Consider the following 24,060-nt stretch of genomic DNA (forward strand, 5'->3'; position numbering starts at 1 on the left):
TCCTGATGAAGACACACACTGGTGAGCACGGCACAGCCCCAGCCGTGACCGCCGGGACCAAACCCCGAAAGAGGGATTGACGAAACAGTGCTCGACGTCAACTTCTTCGACGAGCTGCGTATCGGCCTCGCTACCGCAGACGACATCCGCCAGTGGTCGCACGGTGAAGTCAAGAAGCCCGAGACCATCAACTACCGCACCCTGAAGCCGGAAAAGGACGGGCTCTTCTGCGAGAAGATCTTCGGTCCGACCCGGGACTGGGAGTGCTACTGCGGCAAGTACAAGCGCGTCCGCTTCAAGGGCATCATTTGTGAGCGCTGCGGCGTCGAGGTCACTCGCGCCAAGGTGCGTCGTGAGCGCATGGGCCACATCGAGCTCGCCGCGCCCGTCACGCACATCTGGTACTTCAAGGGCGTGCCCAGCCGCCTCGGCTACCTGCTCGACCTCGCCCCGAAGGACCTCGAAAAGGTCATCTACTTCGCGGCGTACATGATCACGTACGTCGACGACGAGCGTCGCCAGCGCGACCTGCCGTCCCTCGACGCCAAGATCTCGGTCGAGCGTCAGCAGATCGAGCAGCGTCGTGACGCCAGCGTCGAAGAGCGCCAGAAGAAGCTCGAGACCGACCTCGCCGAGCTGGAGGCCGAGGGCGCCAAGTCCGACGTCCGCCGCAAGGTGCGCGAAGGTGCCGAGCGTGAGATGAAGCAGCTTCGCGACCGCAACCAGCGCGAGCTCGACCGTCTCGACGACGTCTGGACCCGGTTCAAGAACCTCAAGGTCCAGGACCTCGAAGGCGACGAGATCCTCTTCCGTGAGATGCGTGACCGTTTCGGCACGTACTTCATGGGCGGCATGGGCGCGCAGGCGCTCCAGCGTCGGCTGGAGTCGTTCGACCTCGACGCCGAGGCCGAGAAGCTGCGCGAGATCATCCGCACCGGCAAGGGCCAGAAGAAGACCCGCGCGCTCAAGCGCCTCAAGGTCGTCTCCGCGTTCCAGCAGACCCGGAACAGCCCCAACGGCATGGTCCTGGACTGCGTCCCGGTGATCCCGCCGGACCTGCGTCCGATGGTGCAGCTGGACGGTGGCCGCTTCGCGACCTCCGACCTGAACGACCTGTACCGCCGCGTGATCAACCGCAACAACCGGTTGAAGCGTCTGCTCGACCTCGGTGCCCCCGAGATCATCGTGAACAACGAGAAGCGGATGCTCCAGGAGGCCGTCGACGCGCTGTTCGACAACGGCCGCCGCGGTCGTCCGGTGACCGGCCCGGGCAACCGGCCGCTCAAGTCGCTGTCCGACATGCTCAAGGGCAAGCAGGGTCGTTTCCGTCAGAACCTGCTCGGCAAGCGCGTGGACTACTCCGCGCGTTCGGTCATCGTCGTCGGCCCGCAGCTCAAGCTGCACCAGTGCGGTCTGCCGAAGGCCATGGCGCTCGAGCTGTTCAAGCCGTTCGTGATGAAGCGCCTGGTGGACCTCAACCACGCGCAGAACATCAAGTCGGCCAAGCGCATGGTCGAGCGCGCCCGCCCCGTGGTGTGGGACGTGCTCGAAGAGGTCATCGCCGAGCACCCGGTGCTGCTCAACCGGGCACCGACGCTGCACCGTCTGGGCATCCAGGCGTTCGAGCCGCAGCTCGTCGAGGGCAAGGCCATCCAGATCCACCCGCTCGTGTGCACCGCGTTCAACGCGGACTTCGACGGTGACCAGATGGCCGTTCACCTGCCGCTCTCCGCGGAGGCGCAGGCCGAGGCCCGCATCCTCATGCTGTCCAGCAACAACATCCTGAAGCCGGCCGACGGTCGCCCCGTCACCATGCCGACCCAGGACATGGTGCTCGGGCTGTTCTTCCTGACCTCCGAGCGGGAGATCACCAAGGGCGACGGGCGCGTCTTCGCGTCCACGGCCGAGGCGATCATGGCGTTCGACGCCCGTGAGCTCGACCTGCAGGCGAAGATCGAGCTGCGGCTGCCGGCGGGTACCGTCCCGTCGCGCGGCTGGGTCGCGCCCGAGGGCTGGGAGCCCGGTTCGCCGCTGCGCGTGCGCACCTCGCTCGGTCGCGCGTTGTTCAACGAGCTCCTGCCGGCGGACTACCCGTTCGTCGACGAGGAGATCGGCAAGAAGACGCTGTCGATCATCGTGAACGACCTGGCGGAGCGGTACCCGAAGGTGGTCGTGGCGGCAACGCTGGACAACCTGAAGGAGGCCGGCTTCCACTGGGCCACCCGTTCCGGTGTCACCGTCTCCATCTCCGACGTCGTCGTGCCGCCGGCGAAGAAGGAGATCCTGGAGCGTTTCGAGGCCCAGGCCGAGAAGGTGCAGAAGCAGTACGAGCGCGGCCTGATCACCAAGGACGAGCGTCAGCAGGAGCAGATTCAGATCTGGACCAAGGCGACCAACGAGGTTGCCGAGGCGATGAACCTGAACTTCCCCAAGACGAACCCCATCTTCATGATGGTCGACTCGGGTGCCCGCGGAAACATGATGCAGATGCGTCAGATCGCGGGTATGCGTGGTCTGGTGTCGAACGCCAAGAACGAGACGATTCCCCGTCCCATCAAGGCGTCCTTCCGTGAGGGTCTGTCCGTCCTCGAGTACTTCATCTCGACGCACGGTGCCCGTAAGGGTCTGGCCGACACCGCGCTGCGTACCGCCGACTCGGGTTACCTGACCCGTCGTCTGGTGGACGTGTCGCAGGACGTGATCGTGCGCGAGGAGGACTGCGGCACCGACCGCGGCCTCGTCCTGTCGATCGCCACCCGCGGCGCCGACGGCGTGCTCCGCAAGGACGACGACGTCGAGACCAGCGTGTACGCCCGCAACCTGGCCGAGGACGTCGTCGTCGACGGCAAGGTGCTGGCCCCGGCCAACGCCGACCTCGGCGACGTGATCATCAACCACCTCGTCGCCGAAGGCGTCGAGTCGGTGAAGACGCGTTCGGTCCTGACCTGTGAGTCCAAGGTCGGCACCTGCGCCATGTGCTACGGCCGCTCCCTGGCGACCGGCAAGCTCGTGGACATCGGCGAGGCGGTCGGCATCATCGCCGCCCAGTCGATCGGTGAGCCCGGCACCCAGCTCACGATGCGTACCTTCCACACCGGTGGTGTGGCGGGTGACGACATCACGCAGGGTCTGCCGCGTGTCGTCGAGCTCTTCGAGGCGCGCACCCCCAAGGGTGTCGCCCCGATCAGCGAGGCGGCCGGTCGGGTGCGCATCGAGGACACCGAGAAGACCCGCAAGGTCGTGGTGGTCCCGGACGACGGTTCCGAGGAACTGGCGTACGCGGTCAGCAAGCGCTCGCGCCTGCTGGTCGACGAGGGCGACCACGTCGACGTCGGTCAGAAGATGCTCGTCGGCGCGGTCAACCCGCACGACGTGCTGCGCATCCTCGGCCAGCGTGCCGTGCAGATCCACCTCGTGGCGGAGGTCCAGCAGGTCTACCGCTCGCAGGGTGTGTCGATCCACGACAAGCACATCGAGATCATCATTCGGCAGATGCTCCGCCGCGTGACGATCATCGAGTCGGGCGACGCCGAGCTGCTTCCGGGCGAGCTCGTCGAGCGTGGCCGGTTCGAGACCGAGAACCGTCGGGTGATGTCCGAGAGCGGGCACCCGGCCTCGGGTCGTCCGCAGCTCATGGGCATCACGAAGGCGTCGCTGGCCACCGAGTCGTGGCTGTCGGCGGCCTCCTTCCAGGAGACCACCCGGGTGCTGACCGACGCGGCGATCCACGCCAAGTCGGACCCGCTGCTGGGCCTGAAGGAGAACGTGATCCTCGGCAAGCTCATCCCGGCCGGTACGGGCATGCCCCGCTACCGCAACATCCGGGTCGAGCCCACCGAAGAGGCCAAGGCCGCGATGTACTCGATGTCCGGGTACGACGAGGCGGACTACTCCGCGTTCGGTTCCGGCTCCGGCCAGGCCGTCCCGCTGGAGGAGTACGACTTCGGCGGCTACCAGGGCTGATCAGCCCCCGGTCGACGCACAGGGCCGCCATCCTTCGGGGTGGCGGCCCTGTCGCATATCCATACCTTCGGTACGCGGACCCTCTCCACCGCGCGACGATCGGTGCGACGATACCGGCGACGCGTCGTCCCACCCCGGGAGAACCTCCATGAGCACCCCTGGCGGGTCCGAGTACGGGCCCTATCGAGAGCAGCCGTACGGCGACGCGCAGAACCCGTACGGCGAGCCGTACCCGCCCTACGGATACGGCTACGGACCGGGGGAGTCGCCCGCGCCCTACGGCTACGGCCAGGCGCCGCAGTACGGGCAGCAGCCGCCGTACGGATACGGCTACCCCCAGCACTCCGGCTACGGCGGCTACCTGCCCCAGCCGGGCACCAACGGCCTGGCCATCGCGTCGATGATCCTGGGCATCCTGTGGCTCTACTGGCTGGGCAGCCTGCTCGCGGTGATCTTCGGACACATAGCGCTGGCCCAGACCGCTCGTACCGGCCAGCAGGGTCGGGGCATGGCGATCGCCGGCGTGGTGCTGGGCTGGATCGGCATGGCCCTGCTGGCGCTGACCATCGTGGTCTTGGTCCTGGATTCGAACAATGACGACTATTCGGACTACCTGCATCTGTTCGGCGCACTGCGCGCGGTGTGCTGAGTCACGTTCGCGCCCCCGGTGGGGAACCGGGCGCGCGCTCGTTCGCCTCGGGCCGCAATGCCGGGTACGGTGGGGCTCGGAGGGTGATGTACCGCCCTGAACGATTCGGTGCTCCACCACGGTGAGAGCACCGAATTCCATGTCGTGGCGGGGGTCTTTCTTTTCGCTTTGACCTCTGCTGCTGTGGTAGGTAGTCTCTCTCCTTGTGCCTGGGGTGTCCCCGGGCTCTTGTGGCTGCGCTCACCGCGATCCCGACGGGATCTGTGCGTGAGAGGCCCGAGAGACCGACCCACAGCCTCCTAAGCAAGCACACTCCCAAGACCGGGCGACACGCCCGACCGCGGGGGTCGGACTTGCGGTTGGCTCCGGCGTCGACCGGGATGCAGGCCGATTCAGACATTGCAGTCGCTTCAAAAAGACCGCTCGGCACGAAGAAGACGGAGACGCGGTGCCCACGATCCAGCAGCTGGTCCGAAAGGGCCGCCAGGACAAGGTCGACAAGGCCAAGACTCCGGCGCTCAAGGGGAGCCCGCAGCGTCGCGGCGTGTGCACCCGTGTTTACACGACGACGCCGAAGAAGCCGAACTCGGCGCTTCGCAAGGTCGCGCGTGTGCGCCTCACGAGTGGCATCGAAGTGACGGCCTACATTCCCGGTGAGGGTCACAACCTCCAGGAGCACTCGATCGTGCTCGTTCGTGGTGGTCGTGTGAAGGACCTCCCCGGTGTCCGCTACAAGATCATTCGTGGTTCGCTCGACACCCAGGGTGTCAAGAACCGCAAGCAGGCGCGCAGCCGCTACGGCGCGAAGAAGGAGAAGAGCTAATGCCGCGTAAGGGCCCTGCCCCCAAGCGACCGGTCATCATCGACCCGGTTTACAACTCGCCGTTGGTCACCTCGCTGGTGAACAAGGTCCTGTCGCACGGTAAGCGCTCCGTCGCCGAGAAGATCGTCTACGGCGCTCTCGAAGGTTGCCGCGAGAAGACCGGTACCGACCCGGTCATCACGCTCAAGCGTGCCCTCGAGAACGTGAAGCCGACCCTCGAGGTCCGCAGCCGCCGCGTCGGTGGCGCGACCTACCAGGTGCCGGTCGAGGTCCGTCCGGGCCGCTCCACGACCCTCGCTCTCCGCTGGCTCGTCGGCTACTCCCGCGCTCGTCGCGAGAAGACGATGACCGAGCGTCTGATGAACGAGCTGCTGGACGCGAGCAACGGTCTCGGTGCCGCGGTCAAGCGCCGCGAGGACACTCACAAGATGGCCGAGTCCAACAAGGCCTTCGCGCACTACCGCTGGTAGTTCCACCCGCAACGACGAGAAGCCGAGAGAAGACAAGCCACGATGGCTACCACTGCTCTTGATCTGGCCAAGGTCCGAAACATCGGCATCATGGCCCACATCGACGCGGGCAAGACCACCACCACCGAGCGGATCCTGTTCTACACAGGCGTCAACTACAAAATCGGTGAGGTTCATGAGGGCGCTGCCACCATGGACTGGATGGAACAGGAGCAGGAGCGCGGCATCACCATCACGTCTGCCGCGACGACCTGTCACTGGACGCTCGAAGACGTCGATCACACGATCAACATCATCGACACCCCTGGCCACGTCGACTTCACCGTCGAGGTGGAGCGTTCGCTGCGCGTGCTCGACGGCGCCGTCACCGTCTTCGACGGTGTCGCCGGCGTGGAGCCGCAGTCCGAGACCGTTTGGCGTCAGGCCGACCGGTACGGCGTGCCGCGCATCTGCTTCGTGAACAAGCTCGACCGCACCGGCGCCGAGTTCCACCGCTGTGTCGACATGATCGACGAGCGGCTGGGCGCGGTTCCGCTGGTCATGCAGCTTCCGATCGGCACCGAGATGGACTTCCAGGGCGTAGTCGACCTGGTCGCCATGAAGGCTCTGGTCTGGTCGGCCGAGGCTGCCAAGGGCGAGATGTACGACGTCGTCGACATCCCCGCCACGCACACCGAGGCCGCCGCCGAGTACCGCGGCAAGCTGCTCGAGACGATCGCCGAATTCGACGACGAGATGATGGAGCTGTACCTGGAGGGCACCGAGCCCACCACGGAGCAGCTCATGGCCGCGATCCGTCGCGCCACCATCGCCTCGACGCTGGGTGACAACAAGGACAAGCCGACGTTCACCCCGGTGTTCTGCGGTACCGCGTTCAAGAACAAGGGCGTTCAGCCCCTGCTCGACGCGGTCGTTCGTTACCTGCCGTCGCCGCTCGACATCTCGGGCATCGAGGGCCACGACGTCAACGACGCCGAGAAGTCCATCGTTCGCCAGCCGAGCGACGCCGAGCCCTTCGCCGGTCTCGCGTTCAAGATCATGCGCGACCCGCACCTCGGGAAGCTCACCTTCGTCCGGGTCTACTCGGGTGTCCTGGAAGCCGGCAGCTTCGTGCTGAACTCGGTCAAGGGCAAGAAGGAGCGCATCGGCAAGATCTACCGGATGCACGCGAACAAGCGTGAGGAGATCCCGTCGGTCGGCGCGGGCGACATCATCGCCGTGATGGGTCTCAAGGACACCACCACCGGTGAGACGCTCTGCGACCCGGCGAACCCGGTGATCCTGGAGTCGATGACCTTCCCGGCTCCGGTCATCCAGGTCGCGATCGAGCCGAAGTCCAAGGGTGCGCAGGAGAAGCTGGGTGTCGCCATCCAGTCCCTCGCGGCCGAGGACCCCTCGTTCCAGGTGCACACCGACGAGGAGACCGGCCAGACCATCATCGGTGGCATGGGCGAGCTGCACCTCGAGGTGCTGGTCGACCGGATGCGCCGTGAGTTCGGTGTCGAGGCCAACGTCGGCAAGCCGCAGGTGGCCTACCGCGAGACGATCCGCAAGGTCGTCGAGCGCGTGGACTACACGCACAAGAAGCAGACCGGTGGTACCGGTCAGTTCGCCAAGGTGCAGATCGCGCTCGAGCCGCTCGAGGGTGACGCGTACGAGTTCGTCAACAAGGTCACCGGTGGCCGTATCCCCAGGGAGTACATCCCCTCGGTGGACGCGGGTGCGCAGGAGGCCATGCAGTACGGCGTTCTCGCCGGCTACCCGATGGTCGGCGTGCGTCTGACGCTGATCGACGGTGGCTACCACGAGGTCGACTCGTCCGAACTCGCGTTCAAGATCGCCGGTTCGCAGGCGTTCAAGGAAGCGGCTCGGCAGGCCAGTCCGGCTCTTCTGGAGCCGATGATGGCCGTCGAGGTCACCACGCCCGAGGACTACATGGGCGATGTGATCGGCGACCTCAACTCGCGTCGCGGCCAGATCCAGGCCATGGACGAGCGCTTTGGTGCGCGCGTCGTCAAGGCCTTGGTCCCGCTGTCGGAGATGTTCGGCTATGTCGGCGACCTCCGCAGCAAGACCTCGGGTCGCGCGAGCTACTCCATGCAGTTCGACTCCTACGCCGAGGTTCCGAGGAACGTCGCCGAGGAGATCATCGCCAAGTCGCGCGGCGAGTAATCACCGCCACCGCGGCACCAGCGATACCAGGGGGACCCGGAGTCCACAGGACTCCGGTGCCCCCGCCCCGGCTCACCCCCGATACCCGACGTCGTACGGCGTAAAGAACCAGTCCACAGGAGGACCCCAGTGGCGAAGGCTAAGTTCGAGCGGACTAAGCCGCACGTCAACATCGGCACCATTGGTCACATCGACCACGGTAAGACGACGCTGACCGCGGCGATTACCAAGGTGCTGCACGACGCGTACCCGGACCTGAACCCCTTCACGCCGTTCGACCAGATCGACAAGGCGCCGGAGGAGCGGCAGCGCGGTATCACGATCTCGATCGCGCACGTCGAGTACCAGACGGAGAACCGTCACTACGCGCACGTCGACTGCCCCGGGCACGCCGACTACATCAAGAACATGATCACCGGTGCCGCGCAGATGGACGGCGCGATCCTCGTGGTCGCCGCCACCGACGGCCCGATGCCGCAGACCAAGGAGCACGTGCTCCTGGCCCGCCAGGTCGGCGTTCCGTACATCGTGGTCGCGCTGAACAAGGCCGACATGGTGGACGACGAGGAGATCCTGGAGCTCGTCGAGCTCGAGGTGCGCGAGCTCCTCTCGGAGTACGAGTTCCCGGGCGACGACCTTCCGGTCGTGCGGGTCTCGGCGCTCAAGGCGCTCGAGGGCGACAAGGAGTGGGGCGAGAAGCTTCTCGGTCTCATGGCCGCCGTCGACGAGTCGATCCCGACGCCGCCGCGTGACACCGACATGCCGTTCCTGATGCCCGTCGAGGACGTCTTCACGATCACCGGTCGTGGCACCGTCGTCACCGGCCGCATCGAGCGTGGCATCGTCAAGGTCAACGAGACCGTCGACATCATCGGTATCAAGCTGGAGAAGACCACCACCACGGTCACCGGCATCGAGATGTTCCGCAAGCTGCTCGACGAGGGCCAGGCGGGCGAGAACGTCGGTCTGCTCCTCCGCGGCATCAAGCGCGAGGACGTCGAGCGCGGCCAGGTCATCATCAAGCCGGGTTCGGTCACGCCGCACACCGACTTCGAGGCCCAGGTCTACATCCTGTCGAAGGACGAGGGTGGCCGTCACACCCCCTTCTTCAACAACTACCGGCCGCAGTTCTACTTCCGTACGACGGACGTGACCGGCGTGGTGACCCTCCCCGAGGGCACCGAGATGGTCATGCCGGGTGACAACACCGGCATGGACGTCGCGCTGATCCAGCCGATCGCCATGGAAGAGGGCCTGCGTTTCGCCATCCGCGAGGGTGGCCGCACCGTGGGCGCCGGCCAGGTCGTCAAGATCAAGAAGTGATGAAATCCCGCCCGCCGGTCCACCTGGGTCGGCGGGCGGGGCTTTGTCCGGATCGATTCCACCCCCAAGGTGGGACCGGATATCCACTGCTCGGTGGCTCCCTCAAACCTGGGAGAGCCGCTCGATTGGCCAAGCCCGCCATTCGTGGGGCATACTAGCCAAGTTGCTCGGATAGACAACGGGCTGCGCCGTGCCTGTCGCACAGACGGGATCGGGCGCCGGCCCAGTTGACTCCGAGCAATCGGTGGACTTCTGTCCTGCCACCCATGCAGCCGGCGTCGTCGCTTAGCGACCTCGTGTCGTCCTTTCGCTTGCCGCAGCGAAGGTGACGCCGAGAGTACGTTGCCCAGGCCCCCAGGCCGCCCGTAAGGGTTTCCAAGGGGTGCTTGTGAGCAACAGAGCGACACGCCCGACCGCGGGGGTCGGCGGGGAAGGGAAACCCCAACGGGTTTTCAGCCCAAGTCTTCTCCCCGTGTCAGCGGGGGTGATCCGCAGCGGTACGAGAGAAGGAATTCGAAGCAGCCATGGCGGGACAGAAGATCCGCATCAGGCTCAAGGCCTACGACCACGAGGTCATCGACAGTTCGGCGAAGAAGATCGTCGAGACGGTGACGCGTACTGGTGCGCAGGTTGCGGGACCGGTGCCGCTGCCGACCGAGAAGAACGTGTACTGCGTCATCCGCTCGCCGCACAAGTACAAGGACTCGCGCGAGCACTTCGAGATGCGCACTCACAAGCGGCTCATCGACATCCTCGACCCCACGCCGAAGACGGTCGACTCGCTTATGCGTCTCGACCTGCCGGCCGGCGTCGACATCGAGATCAAGCTCTGAGGACGCACCGACGATGACGAAGCAGATGAAGGGCATTCTGGGCAAGAAGCTCGGCATGACCCAGGTCTGGGACGAGAACAACCGCGTCGTTCCAGTGACTGTGGTCGAGGCCGGGCCCTGCGTCGTGACCCAGGTCCGCAACGCCGAGGTCGACGGCTACTCGGCCGTCCAGATCGCGTTCGGCGCGATCGACCCGCGCAAGGTGAACAAGCCGCTCGCCGGCCACTTCGCCAAGGCCGGGGTGACCCCGCGTCGCCACCTGATCGAGCTCCGCACCTCCGACGCCGGCGAGTACACGCTGGCGCAGGAGATCACCGCCGAGGTGTTCGAGGCCGGCCAGAAGGTCGACGTCATGGGCACCTCGAAGGGCAAGGGCACGGCCGGTGTCATGAAGCGACACGGCTTCAAGGGTCTCGGCAGCTCGCACGGTACGCAGCGCAAGCACCGCTCGCCCGGCTCGATCGGTGGCTGCGCCACCCCGGGTCGTGTGTTCAAGGGCGTGCGCATGGCAGGCCGCATGGGTAACGAGCGCGTCTCCACCCAGAACCTGACCGTGCACGCTGTGGACGCGGAGAAGGGCCTGCTCCTGATCAAGGGCGCGGTCCCCGGTCCCAACGGCGGCCTGGTTCTGGTGCGCACTGCTGCGAAGGGTGTGTGAATTTCATGACCAGCATTGACGTTCTTTCGCCCGCCGGCGAGAAGTCCGGGACGATCGAGCTCCCCGCGGGGCTGTTCGACGTCCAGGTGAGCATCCCGACGATCCACCAGGTCGTCGTGGCGCAGCTCGCCGCGGCTCGTCAGGGCACGCACAAGACCAAGACTCGTGGCGAGGTCCGCGGTGGTGGGCGCAAGCCGTACCGCCAGAAGGGCACCGGTCGCGCCCGTCAGGGCTCGACCCGCGCGCCGCAGTTCGCCGGTGGTGGCGTCGTGCACGGTCCCGTGCCGCGTGACTACGAGCAGCGGACCCCGAAGAAGATGAAGGCGTCCGCCCTGCGCGGTGCCCTCTCCGACCGGGCGCGTCACGAGCGCATCCACTGCGTTTCCGCGCTGATCGAGGGCGACAAGCCGTCGGTCAAGGCGGCGAAGACGCTGCTCGGCAAGATCAGTGAGCGCAAGCACGTGCTCCTGGTCGTCGAGAAGTCCGACACCACTGCCTGGCTGAGCGCCCGCAACCTTCCGCAGGTGCACTTGCTCGAGGTCGGGCAGCTGAACACCTACGACGTGCTCGTCTCCGACGACGTGGTCTTCACGAAGGCCGCTCTGGAGCGCTTCATCGCCGGACCGGCCCAGGCCGCCTCGGCGGTCGCGAGCTCCGACGAGCTCGAAGGGAGCCACGCGTGAGCACCGACACCGTCGAGAGCACGACGAAGGTCACCAGCAAGACCTACACCGACCCGCGCGACGTGCTGCTGAAGCCGGTGATCTCGGAGAAGAGCTACGGGCTCATCGACGAGAACAAGTACACGTTCATCGTGCACCCCGACGCCAACAAGACTCAGATCAAGCAGGCCGTCATCGCGGTCTTCGGGGTCAAGGTCGAGAGCGTCAACACGATCAACCGCGTCGGTAAGCGCAAGCGCACCAAGACCGGTTTCGGCAAGCGCAAGGACACGAAGCGCGCGATCGTCACCCTTGCAGAGGGCGAGCGGATCGACATCTTCGGTGGACCCGTCGGCTGACGGCCGCTGATACGGACGAGGACTAAGAGAAGCCATGGGCATCCGCAAGTACAAGCCGACGACGCCGGGCCGTCGTGGCGCCAGCGTCGCCGACTTCGTCGAGATCACGCGGTCCGAGCCGGAGAAGTCGCTGGTCCGCCCTCTGCACAGCAAGGGTGGTCGTAACAACCACGGCCGTGTGACTGCTCGCCACCAGGGTGGCGGACACAAGCGCGCGTACCGACTGATCGACTTCCGGCGCAACGACAAGGACGGCGTTCCGGCGAAGGTCGCTCACATCGAGTACGACCCGAACCGCACCGCGCGCATCGCTCTTCTGCACTACGCGGACGGCGAGAAGCGCTACATCCTGTGCCCGAACAAGCTGAAGCAGGGCGACCGGATCGAGAACGGTCCGGGCGCCGACATCAAGCCGGGCAACAACATGCCGCTCCGGAACATCCCGGTCGGTACGGTCATCCACGCCATCGAGCTTCGGCCCGGTGGCGGCGCGAAGATCGCCCGTTCCGCGGGTGTCAGCGTGCAGCTGCTGGCGAAGGAGGGCGCTCACGCGACCCTCCGCATGCCCTCGGGCGAAATTCGCCTGGTGGACGTGCGCTGCCGGGCGACGATCGGCGAGATCGGCAATGCCGAGCAGTCGAACATCAACTGGGGCAAGGCCGGTCGCATGCGCTGGAAGGGCAAGCGCCCGACCGTCCGCGGTGTGGCGATGAACCCCATCGACCACCCACACGGTGGTGGTGAGGGTAAGACCTCTGGTGGTCGCCACCCGGTGAGCCCCTGGGGTAAGCCCGAGGGTCGTACTCGCCGGCCGAAGAAGGCCAGCGACAAGCTCATCATCCGCCGCCGCAAGACGAACAAGAAGCGCTAGGAGCAGTCTCGATGCCGCGCAGTCTCAAGAAGGGACCCTTCGTCGACGGCCACCTCATCAAGAAGGTGGACGTACAGAACGACAAGGGAACCAAGAACGTCATCAAGACCTGGTCCCGTCGCTCGATGATCGTCCCGGCGATGTTGGGCCACACGATCGCGGTGCACGACGGCCGTAAGCACGTCCCGGTGTTCGTGACCGAGTCGATGGTCGGCCACAAGCTCGGCGAGTTCGCGCCGACTCGGACCTTCCGCGGTCACGAGAAGGACGACCGGAAGTCGCGTCGTCGCTGACGCGGCGAATCGCATGGATATCGAGATGAGCAAGGGGACGTCGATGGAAGCCAGGGCTCAGGCGCGGTACATCCGCGTCACGCCCATGAAGGCCCGCCGTGTGGTGGACCTCATCCGTGGCATGAACGCCGCGGAGGCCCAGGCGGTCCTGCGATTCGCTCCGCAGGCCGCGAGTGAGCCGGTCGGCAAGGTGCTGGACAGCGCCATTGCCAACGCCGGTCACAACCACAACTTGGACACGAACATCCTGTACGTGTCCGCCGCCTACGTGGACGAGGGTCCGACCCTCAAGCGTTTCCGTCCGCGGGCACAGGGCCGGGCGTACCGCATCCGCAAGCGCACCAGCCACATCACCGTGGTTGTCGCCGAGAAGGAGAGGACCCGCTAGTGGGCCAGAAGGTTAACCCGCACGGGTTCCGTCTCGGCATCACCACGGACTTCAAGTCCCGGTGGTACGCCGACAAGCTTTACAAGGACTACGTCGGCGAGGACGTCAAGATTCGTCAGATGATGACGAAGGGCATGGAGCGCGCCGGGATCTCGAAGGTCGAGATCGAGCGCACCCGTGAGCGCGTCCGCGTCGACATCCACACCGCCCGGCCGGGCATCGTCATCGGCCGTCGTGGTGCGGAGGCCGACCGCATCCGCGGTGAGCTCGAGAAGCTCACCGGCAAGCAGGTTCAGCTCAACATCCTCGAGGTCAAGAACCCCGAGGTGGACGCTCAGCTTGTGGCGCAGGGTGTGGCCGAGCAGCTCTCGAGCCGCGTGTCCTTCCGCCGCGCGATGCGCAAGGCGATGCAGAGCTCCATGAAGGCCGGGGCCAAGGGCATCAAGATCCAGTGCGGTGGTCGTCTGGGTGGGGCCGAAATGTCCCGCTCGGAGTTCTACCGTGAGGGTCGCGTGCCGCTGCACACGCTGCGCGCCAACGTCGACTACGGCTTCTTCGAGGCCCGTACGACGTTCGGTCGCATCGGTGTGAAGGTGTGGATCTACAAGGGCGACGTGAAGAACATCGCCGAGGTTCGCGCCGAGAACGCTGCGGCTCGTGCCAGCAACCGTCCCGCCCGCGGCGGCGCTCCCGAGCGTCCCCGTCGTGGTGGCGAGGGTGGCGGCGGCGGTCGTGGCGGCGAGCGCGGTGGCCGTGGTGGCCGCGGCGGACGTCCGCAGCAGAACGACGCGCAGGCCACCGGTTCCTCGGACACCGGCTCCGCGCCGGCGGCCGAGGCTGTGAACTCGGCGCCCGAATCCGGATCGGAGGCCTGACCCCGATGCTGATCCCCCGCAGGGTCAAGCACCGCAAGCAGCACCACCCCAAGCGTGGTGGCCGCGCCAAGGGCGGTACGGAACTGGCGTTCGGCGAGTACGGCATCCAGGCCCTGGGCCAGGCGTACGTGACCAACCGTCAGATCGAGTCCGCTCGTATTGCCATCACCCGGCACATTCGCCGTGGTGGCAAGGTGTGGATCAACATCTACCCCGACCGTCCGCTGACCAAGAAGCCTGCCGAGACCCGCATGGGTTCCGGTAAGGGCTCGCCCGAGTGGTGGGTCGCGAACGTCAAGCCCGGTCGGGTGATGTTCGAACTGTCGTACCCGAACGAGAAGGTGGCTCGTGAGGCGCTTACCCGCGCCGTGCACAAGCTGCCGATGAAGTGCCGGATCGTCCGGCGCGAGGCTGGTGAGGCGTGATGGCGGCCGTTACCAAGGCGTCCGAGCTCCGCGAACTCGGTGACGAGGAAATCGTCGCCAAGCTCCGCGAAGCCAAGGAGGAGCTGTTCAACCTCCGTTTCCAGGCGGCGACCGGGCAGCTCGAGAATCACGGGCGGCTCAAGGCTGTCCGTAAGGACATCGCCCGGATCTACACGCTGATGCGCGAGCGCGAGCTGGGCATCGACGTGCAGGAGACCGGAGGCGCGGCGTGAGCGAGAAGACTGAGATGACTGAAGCAACCCGGGGATTCCGCAAGACCCGTGAGGGCCTCGTCGTCAGCGACAAGATGGACAAGACCGTCGTCGTCGCCGTCGAGGACCGCGTGAAGCACCCGATGTACGGCAAGGTCATCCGCCGCACGAACAAGCTGAAGGCTCACGACGAGCAGAACGCCTGTGGCGTCGGTGACCGTGTCGTCCTCATGGAGACTCGGCCGCTGTCCGCCAGCAAGCGCTGGCGCATCGTCGAGATCCTCGAAAAGGCCAAGTAGCGAGCGCCGGTCGCCCCACCAACCGTGGGTCGTGACCGCGACGTGACGATCAGGAGTTAGACGTGATCCAGCAGGAGTCGCGACTGCGAGTCGCCGACAACACGGGTGCGAAGGAGATTCTCTGCATCCGTGTGCTCGGTGGCTCCGGCCGGCGCTACGCGGGCATCGGGGACGTCATCGTTGCCACCGTCAAGGACGCGATCCCCGGTGGCAACGTGAAGAAGGGCGACGTCATCAAGGCAGTCGTCGTGCGGACGGTCAAGGAGCGCCGGCGTGTCGACGGCTCCTACATCCGCTTCGACGAGAACGCCGCCGTTGTCCTGAAGAACGATGGCGAACCCCGAGGCACCCGTATTTTCGGTCCGGTCGGCCGTGAGCTTCGTGAGAAGAAGTTCATGAAGATCATCTCGCTCGCGCCGGAGGTGCTCTAACCAATGGCGAAGGCGATGAAGATCAAGAAGGGTGACCTGGTACAGGTCATCACGGGCAAGGACAAGGGCAAGCAGGGCAAGGTCATCGCGGCCTTCCCGCCGAAGGAGCGCGTCCTGGTCGAGGGCGTCAACCGGATCAAGAAGCACACCAAGGTGGGTCAGTCCGCCAAGGGTGCCAAGACCGGTGGCATCATCACCCAGGAAGCCTCCATCCACGTCAGCAACGTGATGCTGGTGGTGGAGAAGGACGGAAAGAAGGTCCCGACGCGGACCGGCTTCCGGTTCGATGACGAGGGCAACAAGATCCGGTACGCCAAGCGGACCGGTGAGGACATCTGATGACGGTCACCACTGAGGCGCGCGAACTGCCGCGTCTGAAGCAGCGTTACCGCGAGGAGATCCTCGGCAAGCTGCGTGAGGAGTTCTCGTTCGAGAACGTCATGCAGGTTCCGGGCGTCACCAAGATCGTGGTCAACATGGGTGTGGGCGACGCCGCCCGCGACTCGAAGCTGATCGACGGCGCGATCAAGGACCTGATGGCCATCACCGGCCAGAAGCCCCAGGTCACGAAGGCCCGCAAGTCCATCGCGCAGTTCAAGCTGCGTGAAGGTCAGCCGATCGGCGCGCACGTTACACTGCGCGGCGACCGCATGTGGGAGTTCCTCGACCGTCTGCTGTCGATCGCTCTGCCGCGTATCCGCGACTTCCGCGGCCTCTCGCCGAAGCAGTTCGACGGCCGCGGCAACTACACCTTCGGTCTCACGGAGCAGTCGATGTTCCACGAGATCGACCAGGACAAGATCGACCGCGTTCGCGGCATGGACATCACTGTGGTGACCAGCGCCAAGAACGACGACGAGGGCCGCGCTCTGCTGCGTCTCCTCGGCTTCCCGTTCAAGGAAGCGTGAGCAGTCGGCTCGCCGACTGAGGAACGCAACAAGGAGACTGAGACGTGGCGAAGAAGGCCCTGATCGCAAAGGCCGCCCGCAAGCCGAAGTTCGAGGTTCGTGGCTACACGCGCTGCCAGCGCTGTGGCCGTCCTCACTCGGTGTACCGCAAGTTCGGCCTGTGCCGCGTGTGCCTGCGCATGATGGCGCACGCCGGCGAGCTGCCGGGCGTCACCAAGAGCAGCTGGTAGTTCGCGACGGTCGCCTCGGCGACCGACGCGGCACCCGCAAATCGATCGTCCCGTGGGGACGAACGAGAACAGTAACGACGTCGTAGGTCCCGCACCGCAGTCGTCGCCTCGCCGCTCTCCCTCGGGAGGGCGGCGGGGCGAGGGATCGCACGCCGGGAAACCACGGCGAGAAAGGCCTTGAGGCCGTCATGACCATGACCGACCCCATCGCAGACATGTTGACTCGTCTGCGGAACGCCAACTCGGCTTATCACGACGACGTCGTGATGCCGTTCAGCAAGATCAAGTCGCACATCGCGGAGATCCTCCAGCAGGAGGGTTACATCCAGGGCTGGCGCGTCGAGGACGCGGAGGTGGGCAAGAAGCTCACCGTCGTCCTCAAGTACGGCCCGAACCGCGAGCGCTCGATCGCCGGCGTCCGCCGTGTGTCGAAGCCCGGTCTGCGGGTGTACGCAAAGTCCACGAACCTGCCGAAGGTGCTCGGTGGCCTCGGCGTCGCGATTATCTCGACGTCGACCGGTCTCCTCACCGACAAGCAGGCGGCCAAGAAGGGCGTGGGCGGGGAAGTCCTCGCCTTCGTCTGGTAAGGGAAGGGAAGGAGAGCAATGTCGCGCATCGGACGTCTCCCCATCCCGGTTCCCACCGGTGTGGACGTCACCATCAATGGCCGCGAGGTTGTCGTGAAGGGCCCCAAGGGTTCCCTGTCGCACACCATCGCCGCCCCGATCGAGATCGCGAAGTCGGACGACGGCACCCTCGCGGTGACCCGTCCCGACGACGAGCGTCGCTCGAAGGCCCTGCATGGGCTGTCCCGGACGCTGGTGGCGAACATGATCACTGGTGTGACCCAGGGATACATCAAGAAGCTTGAGATCAGCGGCGTCGGTTACCGCGTCCAGGCGAAGGGCTCCTCGCTGGAGTTCGCGCTCGGATTCAGCCACCCCGTCGTCGTCGAGGCCCCGGAGGGCATCACCTTCGTGGTCGAGGCCCCGACCCGTTTCTCGGTCGAGGGCATCGACAAGCAGAAGGTCGGTGAGATCGCGGCGAACATTCGCAAGCTGCGTAAGCCCGACCCGTACAAGGCCAAGGGCGTCAAGTACGCCGGCGAGGTCATCCGCCGCAAGGTCGGAAAGGCTGGTAAGTAGGCATGGCTGTCGGCGTGAAGACCGGCAAGGGCGTTGCGAAGAAGTCTGTCGCACGCAAGCGCCGGCACATCCGGGTGCGGAAGAAGGTTTCCGGCACCCCGCTGCGGCCCCGTCTCGTCGTGAGCCGCTCCACCCGTCACATGGTGGCGCAGGTTATCGACGACATCGCCGGCCACACTCTCGCTTCGGCCTCCACGATGGACCCGTCCATCCGTGGTGGCGAGGGCGACAAGACCGCCCAGGCTCGCAAGGTCGGCGAATTGGTCGCCGAGCGTGCGAAGGCTGCCGGTGTCGAGGCCGTCGTGTTCGACCGTGGTGGCAACAAGTACCACGGCCGGATCGCCGCTCTCGCGGATGCCGCACGCGGTAACGGGCTGACCTTCTGAGCCCGCTCCGGGACAAGCTTCGAACGACAGATGTGAGGACATTCTGATGGCTGGACCCCAGCGCCGCGGTGGCGGCGCCGGCGGCGGCGAGCGGCGGGACCGGCGGGATCGACGTGATGGTGGCGCAGCCGCCGAGAAGACCGCTTACGTCGAGCGCGTGGTCGCGATCAATCGCGTCGCCAAGGTCGTGAAGGGTGGTCGTCGCTTCAGCTTCACCGCGCTGGTCGTGGTCGGCGATGGCGATGGCACCGTAGGTGTCGGTTACGGCAAGGCCAAGGAGGTGCCGGCCGCGATCGCCAAGGGTGTTGAAGAGGCCAAGAAGCACTTCTTCAAGGTCCCCCGTATCCAGGGCACCATCCCGCACCCGATCCAGGGTGAGAAGGCTGCCGGCGTCGTGCTCCTGAAGCCGGCTTCGCCGGGTACCGGCGTCATCGCCGGTGGCCCCGTGCGCGCCGTGCTCGAGTGCGCCGGCATCCACGACGTGCTGAGCAAGTCGCTCGGTTCGTCGAACCCGATCAACATCGTGCACGCGACCGTCGCGGCGCTCCAGGGGCTCGTTCGCCCCGAGGAGATCGCGGCTCGTCGTGGCCTGCCTCTGGAGGACGTGGCCCCGGCCGCGCTTCTGCGGGCCCGCGCGGGGGTTGGTGCGTAATGGCACGTCTCAAGGTCACGCAGACCCGATCGAAGATCGGTGGCAGGCAGAACCAGCGGGACACTCTCCGTTCGCTCGGTCTCAAGCGCGTCCACGACGTGGTCGTCAAGGAAGACCGCCCGGAGATCCGCGGCATGATCGCGACGGTGTCGCACCTCGTCACCGTCGAGGAGGTCGACTGACATGGGTGCTGACAACCCGCTGAAGGTGCACCACCTGCGGCCCGCCCCGGGCGCCAAGACCGCCAAGACCCGCGTGGGTCGTGGCGAGGGCTCCAAGGGTAAGACCGCCGGTCGTGGCACCAAGGGCACGAAGGCTCGTTACCAGGTTCCGGCCCGTTTCGAGGGTGGGCAGATGCCGCTGCACATGCGGCTGCCCAAGCTCAAGGGCTTCAAGAACCCGTTCCGGGTCGAGTTCCAGGTCGTGAACCTGGACAAGATCGAGTCCCTGTACCCCAACGGTGGCGAAGTCACCGTCGAGGGTCTGATCGAGAAGGGCGCGGTTCGCAAGAACCTGCCCGTCAAGATCCTGGGCACCGGCGAGATCTCGGTTGCCGTCCAGGTGAAGGTGCACGCCTTCTCCGGCTCGGCGAAGACCAAGATTGCCGCCGCGGGTGGCTCGGCCGACGAACTGTCGGTCTGACGCTCGCGCGTACCGGATTGATCGTTTGACCGTCATGGCCCGTTCGGATCGGTACCGAACGGGCCTTGACGTCGTTGAGGGCTATAGCGCAGGGGCGCCACGCCGGTAAGGTGGTGGCGCCCCTGTGGTTTGCTGTGTCGTGGGGGCGGATTCATTGCACCGCTCTCTCACATGACTTGCTCTGTTTTTACCGTGTGTTGTGTCATGTCGCAGGAACGTCGGACCGGGGCGATACTTCCGGGCCGTCGGCGCTGTTATTGTCCGTGAGGTTCCCTGTGCGGGACCTGACCAGTGGTCCTACCGGACCGACGACTCGATCGACTCGCCCCTAAGACGGGCGGGGCGCAGGAGGCAGTGTGCTCACCGCGTTCGCCAGGGCGTTCCGCACGCCCGACCTGCGCAAGAAGCTGCTGTTCACGTTGGCGATCATCGTCCTCTTTCGGATCGGGTCGCATATCCCGGTGCCGGGCGTCTCGTTCGAGATGGTGCGCTCTTGCGTAGAGGACTCCAACCGGAACAGCCTGTTCGGACTCGTGAACATGTTCAGCGGCGGTGCGCTGCTGCAACTCACGATCTTCGCGCTGGGGATCATGCCGTACATCACGGCGAGCATCATCCTGCAGCTTCTGACCGTGGTGATCCCGAGGCTGGAGGCCCTCAAGAAGGAGGGCCAGTCCGGCACCGCGAAGATCACCCAGTACACCCGGTACCTGACCATCGCGCTGTCGATTCTGCAGTCGACCGCGCTGATCGCCACCGCCCGCAGCGGCGCGCTGTTCTCCAGCGCCCGCAGCCAGACCTGCGACCCGCAGGGCATCGTGCCGGACGACTCGCTCTTCCGGGTGATCGTCATGGTCGCGGTGATGACCGCCGGTACCTCCACGATCATGTGGCTGGGTGAGCTGATCACCGACCGCGGCATCGGCAACGGCATGTCGATCCTGATGTTCGTCTCGGTCGCCGCCGGTTTCCCGGCCGCGCTGTGGACCATCAAGGAGCAGGGCACCATCGGCGGCGGCTGGGTGCCGTTCTTCACCGTCATCGCCATCGGCCTCGTGATGGTCGGCCTGGTGGTCTTCGTGGAACAGGCGCAGCGCCGGATCCCGGTGCAGTACGCCAAGCGCATGATCGGGCGTCGCGCCTACGGCGGGACCTCGACCTACATCCCGCTCAAGGTGAACCAGGCGGGCATCATCCCCGTCATCTTCGCCTCGTCGCTGCTGTACATCCCGGCCCTCATCGCCCAGTTCAGCGGTGGGAAATCGGACTGGGCGGTGTGGATCGAACGCCACTTCGTCAAGGGCGACCACCCGCTGTACATGATCACGTACTTCTTGCTGATCGTCTTCTTCGCGTTCTTCTACGTGGCCATCACGTTCAACCCCGAAGAAGTAGCCGACAACATGAAGAAGTATGGTGGCTTCATTCCGGGGATCCGCGCCGGCAGACCGACTGCGGAATACCTGAACTACATCCTCACCAGGATCACGTGGCCCGGATCGTTGTACCTGGGCATGATCGCGCTGGTACCCAGCATCGCGCTCGTGCTCTTCAACGCCAACCAGAACTTCCCGTTCGGCGGCACGAGCATCCTGATCATCGTGGGAGTGGGTCTGGAAACCGTGAAGCAGATCGAGAGTCAGCTCCAGCAGCGCAACTACGAAGGCTTCCTCCGCTAAATGCGTATCGTTCTCGTGGGGCCTCCCGGCGCGGGTAAGGGAACCCAGGCCCAGTACATCGCCGCCAACCTGTCGATTCCCGCCGTCTCGACCGGTGACATCTTCCGCGCCAACGTGAGTCAGGGCACCCCGCTCGGCCGCGAGGCGAAGACCTACATGGACGCGGGCAACCTCGTACCCGACGAGGTGACCATAGGCATGGTCCGGGAGCGCCTCGCGCAGCCGGACGTCGCCGCCGGTTTCCTCCTCGACGGGTTCCCGCGCAACACCGCTCAGGCCAAGGTGCTCGACGAGATCCTCGCCGAGAACGACACCGAGCTCGACGTGGTGCTCGAACTCAAGGTCGACGACTCGGAGATCATTCAGCGCATCTCCGGCCGCCGGCAGTGCCGGGCCAGTGGGCACGTCTGCCACATCCTGACCGACCCGCCGAAGGTGCCGGGCGTCTGCGACGAGTGCGGCAGCGAGTTGTACCAGCGTGACGACGACCGCGAGGAGACCGTCCGGCACCGCCTGGACGTGTACAAGGAGCAGACCGAACCCTTGGTCGGCTATTACTCCGAGCGCAACCTCCTGCTGCCGATCCAGGCGACGGGTCCGGTCAAGGAGGTCACCGGGCGCGCGATGACCGCGCTTCGGGAGTTCGGCGCCTGATCCGGGCGTCGACCGCGACAGACATCACACATGGGCGATCCGGGGAAACCCCGGATCGCCCATCGTGCTTTCCAGGCGATACACAGACGAGGACGGCCATGCCGGTGTTCAGGAAGCGCCACATGCGAATCGAGCGCAAGACGCCCGAGCAGATCGAGAAGATGCGTCGGGCCGGGGCCGTGGTGGCGAACACGCTGGAGCTGCTGCGCGAGGCGGCGAAGCCCGGGGTGACCACGGCCGATCTGGACACGATCGCCGAGCGGTCGATCCGGGCGGCGGGTGCGATCCCCTCGTTCAAGGGCTATCACGGCTTCCCGGCGTCGATCTGCGCGTCGGTCAACGACGTGGTGGTGCACGGGATCCCGGACGAGACGCCGTTGTGCGACGGGGACATCATCTCGATCGACTGCGGTGCGATCCTGGACGGCTGGCACGGCGACTCGGCGATCACCGTGCCGATCGGCACGGTGCGGCCCGAGGTGCTCGAACTGAGCCGGGTGTGCGAGCAGTCGATGTGGGCGGGCATCGAGGCCGCGGTGGCCGGCGGTCGGCTGACCGACATCAGCCACGCGGTGGAGAAGTCGATCCGGTCCAACCCGCTGCCCGGCGGTGCCAAGTACGGCATCGTCGAGGACTACGGCGGCCACGGCATCGGTACCGAGATGCACCAGGACCCGCACGTGCTCAACTACGGCCCCGGCGGCCGGGGTCCGCGCCTGGAGGTCGGCGTGTGCCTGGCGATCGAGCCGATGGTCACGCTGGGCAAGCCGGACACGTACACGCTGCCGGACGAGTGGACGGTCAAGACCACGGCGGGCGGCCACGCGGCGCACTGGGAGCACTCGATCGCGATCACCGAGAACGGGCCCGTGGTGCTGACCCGACCCTGAGGCCAGACCCCCGTCGATGGTGGGGCTGGCACCATGTACGCGGCCGGGGCGCCTGCCTAGTGTCGAAGGCATGGTGAGGCATCCGACCATGCGGGCATCCGACGTCGACCGTGAAGCGGCGGTGACGCTTCTGCGCGACCACCATGCGGTCGGACGGCTGACGCTCGCAGAGTTCAACGAACGTATGGGGGCCGCCTTCGGGGCGGTCACGCTGGGGGATCTGGCCCGGCTGATCGCCGATCTGCCGCCGCCCGAACATCTGGAGGCGGACGTCGAGGTGATCCGCGCGCGGATGGCCTACGAGGCGGCGCGCACCCGGGCCGCGCCGGCTCGGCCGGTCGTGCCGGAGTCGTCGGCGCTCGGGATGCCCGCGCCTACGGCGCCGACGTGGCTCGCCGCCGTACCGCCCCCGCCGCCGGTCGCGGCCCGGAGGTACCGGGACGTGGACCCGGTGCCGCAGGAGCCGAGGGAGCGGGACGGGTGGGCCACCGGGGCGCGGGTCCTGCGGGCGGCCTGGACCACGCTGAACGCGATCACCGCGTTGAACGTGGTGATCTGGCTCCTGGTCGCGGTGGCCGGCACCGGCGTCGTGTACTTCTGGCCGGTGTGGGTCTACGGTCCGGCCGCGGCGGTGTTGGGCTCGATCCAGATGTGCCTGCGGCGACACGGGCAGCCCTCGTCCGGATGACCGGGCGCCGCGCTGCCCGGGTGCCCGAACAGGGCCTACGCTCGTGGTATGGACCGTGATCCGAACGCCCCCGCGACCCCTGCGGACCGCGAACGTGTGACCGCCGAGCTGCGTGAACACCTCGCTTCCGGCCGTCTGGCGCTGTCCGAATACCGGGCGCGCCTGGACGCGGTCCGCCGAGCCGGTACGGTGGGGGAGCTCGACGCGGTTTCGGCGCAGTTGCCGGGCCGCGAGGATCGGGACGACGCGGCGGGTGCGACGCCGCCGCAGGAGTACCACCGACATGTCGACGCGCCTTCGCGAGCCGGTGCCTATGGGCCGGCGAAGGAGCGGCGTCCGCGGGTTTCCAACGCGACGTTGAACAAGGTCTGGTTGGTCGTGATGTCACTCGGTGTGCTGATCTGGGCGCTGGTCTACTTCGTGAGGTAGATCCGTCCGCCCCGGCGGGAACGGAACCTGCGGTTCCGGGCCCGGTTTCGC

The 24,060-nt window shown here is 66.3% G+C and carries 32 protein-coding genes; all 32 read left to right on the forward strand.

Annotation, left to right across the window (positions count from 1 at the left end; translation table 11 throughout):
* Nucleotides 1–87: 87 nt before the first annotated feature.
* The 32 genes from ACFXMF_RS18685 (at nt 88) to ACFXMF_RS18840 (ending at nt 24,009) form a co-directional block, all read left to right on the forward strand.
* Nucleotides 88–3,963: a DNA-directed RNA polymerase subunit beta' gene (locus ACFXMF_RS18685; protein WP_360308752.1), complete on the forward strand. Its 3,876-nt coding sequence runs from the start codon at nt 88–90 to the stop codon at nt 3,961–3,963.
* A gap of 148 nt (nt 3,964–4,111) precedes the next feature.
* On the forward strand, nt 4,112–4,612 hold the full coding sequence (locus ACFXMF_RS18690; protein WP_379988893.1) for a DUF4190 domain-containing protein: 501 nt from the start codon (nt 4,112–4,114) through the stop codon (nt 4,610–4,612).
* A gap of 448 nt (nt 4,613–5,060) precedes the next feature.
* The gene (gene rpsL / locus ACFXMF_RS18695; RefSeq protein ID WP_020549242.1) at nt 5,061–5,435 is read left to right on the forward strand and encodes a 30S ribosomal protein S12; all 375 of its coding nucleotides are present in this window, start codon (nt 5,061–5,063) and stop codon (nt 5,433–5,435) included.
* Complete coding sequence (rpsG, locus tag ACFXMF_RS18700) at nt 5,435–5,905, forward strand: 30S ribosomal protein S7 (RefSeq protein WP_161360661.1); 471 nt, start codon at nt 5,435–5,437, stop codon at nt 5,903–5,905. The genes rpsL and rpsG overlap by 1 nt, the downstream gene beginning before the upstream one ends.
* Before the next feature lie 42 nt (nt 5,906–5,947).
* Nucleotides 5,948–8,077: an elongation factor G gene (fusA, locus tag ACFXMF_RS18705; RefSeq protein WP_360308760.1), complete on the forward strand. Its 2,130-nt coding sequence runs from the start codon at nt 5,948–5,950 to the stop codon at nt 8,075–8,077.
* Between the two features lie 129 nt (nt 8,078–8,206).
* Nucleotides 8,207–9,400, forward strand: a complete 1,194-nt coding sequence (tuf, locus tag ACFXMF_RS18710) for an elongation factor Tu (RefSeq protein WP_360308763.1) — start codon at nt 8,207–8,209, stop codon at nt 9,398–9,400.
* A gap of 524 nt (nt 9,401–9,924) precedes the next feature.
* Nucleotides 9,925–10,233 (forward strand): 30S ribosomal protein S10, encoded by a 309-nt coding sequence (gene rpsJ / locus ACFXMF_RS18715; RefSeq protein WP_020549238.1) that lies wholly within the window; start codon nt 9,925–9,927, stop codon nt 10,231–10,233.
* 13 nt (nt 10,234–10,246) lie between these two features.
* A complete protein-coding gene (gene rplC / locus ACFXMF_RS18720; protein ID WP_360308767.1) occupies nt 10,247–10,891 on the forward strand; it encodes a 50S ribosomal protein L3 in 645 nt (214 codons plus the stop codon).
* Between the two features lie 5 nt (nt 10,892–10,896).
* The gene (rplD, locus tag ACFXMF_RS18725) at nt 10,897–11,574 is read left to right on the forward strand and encodes a 50S ribosomal protein L4 (protein WP_360308905.1); all 678 of its coding nucleotides are present in this window, start codon (nt 10,897–10,899) and stop codon (nt 11,572–11,574) included.
* Nucleotides 11,571–11,912, forward strand: a complete 342-nt coding sequence (rplW, locus tag ACFXMF_RS18730; protein ID WP_020549235.1) for a 50S ribosomal protein L23 — start codon at nt 11,571–11,573, stop codon at nt 11,910–11,912. The genes rplD and rplW overlap by 4 nt, the downstream gene beginning before the upstream one ends.
* Nucleotides 11,913–11,946: 34 nt before the next feature.
* Nucleotides 11,947–12,783, forward strand: a complete 837-nt coding sequence (rplB, locus tag ACFXMF_RS18735; protein WP_355532991.1) for a 50S ribosomal protein L2 — start codon at nt 11,947–11,949, stop codon at nt 12,781–12,783.
* A gap of 11 nt (nt 12,784–12,794) precedes the next feature.
* Nucleotides 12,795–13,076: a 30S ribosomal protein S19 gene (gene rpsS, locus ACFXMF_RS18740; protein WP_020549233.1), complete on the forward strand. Its 282-nt coding sequence runs from the start codon at nt 12,795–12,797 to the stop codon at nt 13,074–13,076.
* 43 nt (nt 13,077–13,119) lie between these two features.
* On the forward strand, nt 13,120–13,464 hold the full coding sequence (rplV, locus tag ACFXMF_RS18745; protein WP_026217944.1) for a 50S ribosomal protein L22: 345 nt from the start codon (nt 13,120–13,122) through the stop codon (nt 13,462–13,464).
* A complete protein-coding gene (rpsC, locus tag ACFXMF_RS18750; protein WP_355532993.1) occupies nt 13,464–14,339 on the forward strand; it encodes a 30S ribosomal protein S3 in 876 nt (291 codons plus the stop codon). Before rplV ends, rpsC begins: the two co-directional genes overlap by 1 nt.
* Before the next feature lie 5 nt (nt 14,340–14,344).
* A complete protein-coding gene (rplP, locus tag ACFXMF_RS18755) occupies nt 14,345–14,764 on the forward strand; it encodes a 50S ribosomal protein L16 (protein ID WP_020549230.1) in 420 nt (139 codons plus the stop codon).
* Nucleotides 14,764–14,997 (forward strand): 50S ribosomal protein L29, encoded by a 234-nt coding sequence (rpmC, locus tag ACFXMF_RS18760; protein WP_020549229.1) that lies wholly within the window; start codon nt 14,764–14,766, stop codon nt 14,995–14,997. Before rplP ends, rpmC begins: the two co-directional genes overlap by 1 nt.
* On the forward strand, nt 14,994–15,275 hold the full coding sequence (gene rpsQ / locus ACFXMF_RS18765; RefSeq protein WP_355532996.1) for a 30S ribosomal protein S17: 282 nt from the start codon (nt 14,994–14,996) through the stop codon (nt 15,273–15,275). The genes rpmC and rpsQ overlap by 4 nt, the downstream gene beginning before the upstream one ends.
* Nucleotides 15,276–15,337: 62 nt before the next feature.
* Nucleotides 15,338–15,706: a 50S ribosomal protein L14 gene (gene rplN, locus ACFXMF_RS18770; RefSeq protein ID WP_078975728.1), complete on the forward strand. Its 369-nt coding sequence runs from the start codon at nt 15,338–15,340 to the stop codon at nt 15,704–15,706.
* 15 nt (nt 15,707–15,721) lie between these two features.
* The gene (gene rplX, locus ACFXMF_RS18775; protein ID WP_355533077.1) at nt 15,722–16,045 is read left to right on the forward strand and encodes a 50S ribosomal protein L24; all 324 of its coding nucleotides are present in this window, start codon (nt 15,722–15,724) and stop codon (nt 16,043–16,045) included.
* Nucleotides 16,045–16,614 (forward strand): 50S ribosomal protein L5, encoded by a 570-nt coding sequence (gene rplE / locus ACFXMF_RS18780; RefSeq protein WP_020549225.1) that lies wholly within the window; start codon nt 16,045–16,047, stop codon nt 16,612–16,614. Before rplX ends, rplE begins: the two co-directional genes overlap by 1 nt.
* Nucleotides 16,615–16,658: 44 nt before the next feature.
* Entirely contained in the window at nt 16,659–16,844 is a 186-nt protein-coding gene (locus tag ACFXMF_RS18785) for a type Z 30S ribosomal protein S14 (RefSeq protein ID WP_161360669.1), read from the forward strand.
* Between the two features lie 188 nt (nt 16,845–17,032).
* The gene (rpsH, locus tag ACFXMF_RS18790) at nt 17,033–17,431 is read left to right on the forward strand and encodes a 30S ribosomal protein S8 (protein WP_020549223.1); all 399 of its coding nucleotides are present in this window, start codon (nt 17,033–17,035) and stop codon (nt 17,429–17,431) included.
* A gap of 18 nt (nt 17,432–17,449) precedes the next feature.
* A complete protein-coding gene (gene rplF / locus ACFXMF_RS18795) occupies nt 17,450–17,989 on the forward strand; it encodes a 50S ribosomal protein L6 (protein ID WP_020549222.1) in 540 nt (179 codons plus the stop codon).
* A 2-nt stretch (nt 17,990–17,991) separates the two neighbouring features.
* A complete protein-coding gene (gene rplR / locus ACFXMF_RS18800; protein ID WP_020549221.1) occupies nt 17,992–18,375 on the forward strand; it encodes a 50S ribosomal protein L18 in 384 nt (127 codons plus the stop codon).
* Nucleotides 18,376–18,421: 46 nt separating this feature from the next.
* Nucleotides 18,422–19,027, forward strand: a complete 606-nt coding sequence (gene rpsE / locus ACFXMF_RS18805) for a 30S ribosomal protein S5 (protein ID WP_020549220.1) — start codon at nt 18,422–18,424, stop codon at nt 19,025–19,027.
* Entirely contained in the window at nt 19,027–19,209 is a 183-nt protein-coding gene (gene rpmD, locus ACFXMF_RS18810; RefSeq protein ID WP_020549219.1) for a 50S ribosomal protein L30, read from the forward strand. Before rpsE ends, rpmD begins: the two co-directional genes overlap by 1 nt.
* 1 nt (nt 19,210) lies before the next feature.
* Complete coding sequence (gene rplO / locus ACFXMF_RS18815) at nt 19,211–19,669, forward strand: 50S ribosomal protein L15 (protein WP_355533000.1); 459 nt, start codon at nt 19,211–19,213, stop codon at nt 19,667–19,669.
* Nucleotides 19,670–20,025: 356 nt separating this feature from the next.
* Nucleotides 20,026–21,348, forward strand: coding sequence for a preprotein translocase subunit SecY (gene secY / locus ACFXMF_RS18820; protein ID WP_360308780.1), 1,323 nt, complete (start codon nt 20,026–20,028; stop codon nt 21,346–21,348).
* Entirely contained in the window at nt 21,349–22,002 is a 654-nt protein-coding gene (locus tag ACFXMF_RS18825; RefSeq protein ID WP_360308783.1) for an adenylate kinase, read from the forward strand.
* 122 nt (nt 22,003–22,124) lie between these two features.
* A complete protein-coding gene (gene map, locus ACFXMF_RS18830) occupies nt 22,125–22,892 on the forward strand; it encodes a type I methionyl aminopeptidase (RefSeq protein ID WP_379988888.1) in 768 nt (255 codons plus the stop codon).
* A 70-nt stretch (nt 22,893–22,962) separates the two neighbouring features.
* Nucleotides 22,963–23,580 carry a DUF1707 domain-containing protein gene (locus ACFXMF_RS18835; RefSeq protein ID WP_379988887.1) on the forward strand — a complete coding sequence of 206 codons (618 nt, stop codon included), beginning with the start codon at nt 22,963–22,965 and terminating at the stop codon, nt 23,578–23,580.
* Nucleotides 23,581–23,628: 48 nt separating this feature from the next.
* Entirely contained in the window at nt 23,629–24,009 is a 381-nt protein-coding gene (locus ACFXMF_RS18840) for a DUF1707 domain-containing protein (protein ID WP_360308791.1), read from the forward strand.
* The last annotated feature ends 51 nt before the right edge of the window (nt 24,010–24,060 follow it).

The organism is Embleya sp. NPDC059213 (assembly GCF_042754445.1).
Taxonomy (GTDB): Bacteria; Actinomycetota; Actinomycetes; order Streptomycetales; family Streptomycetaceae; genus Embleya.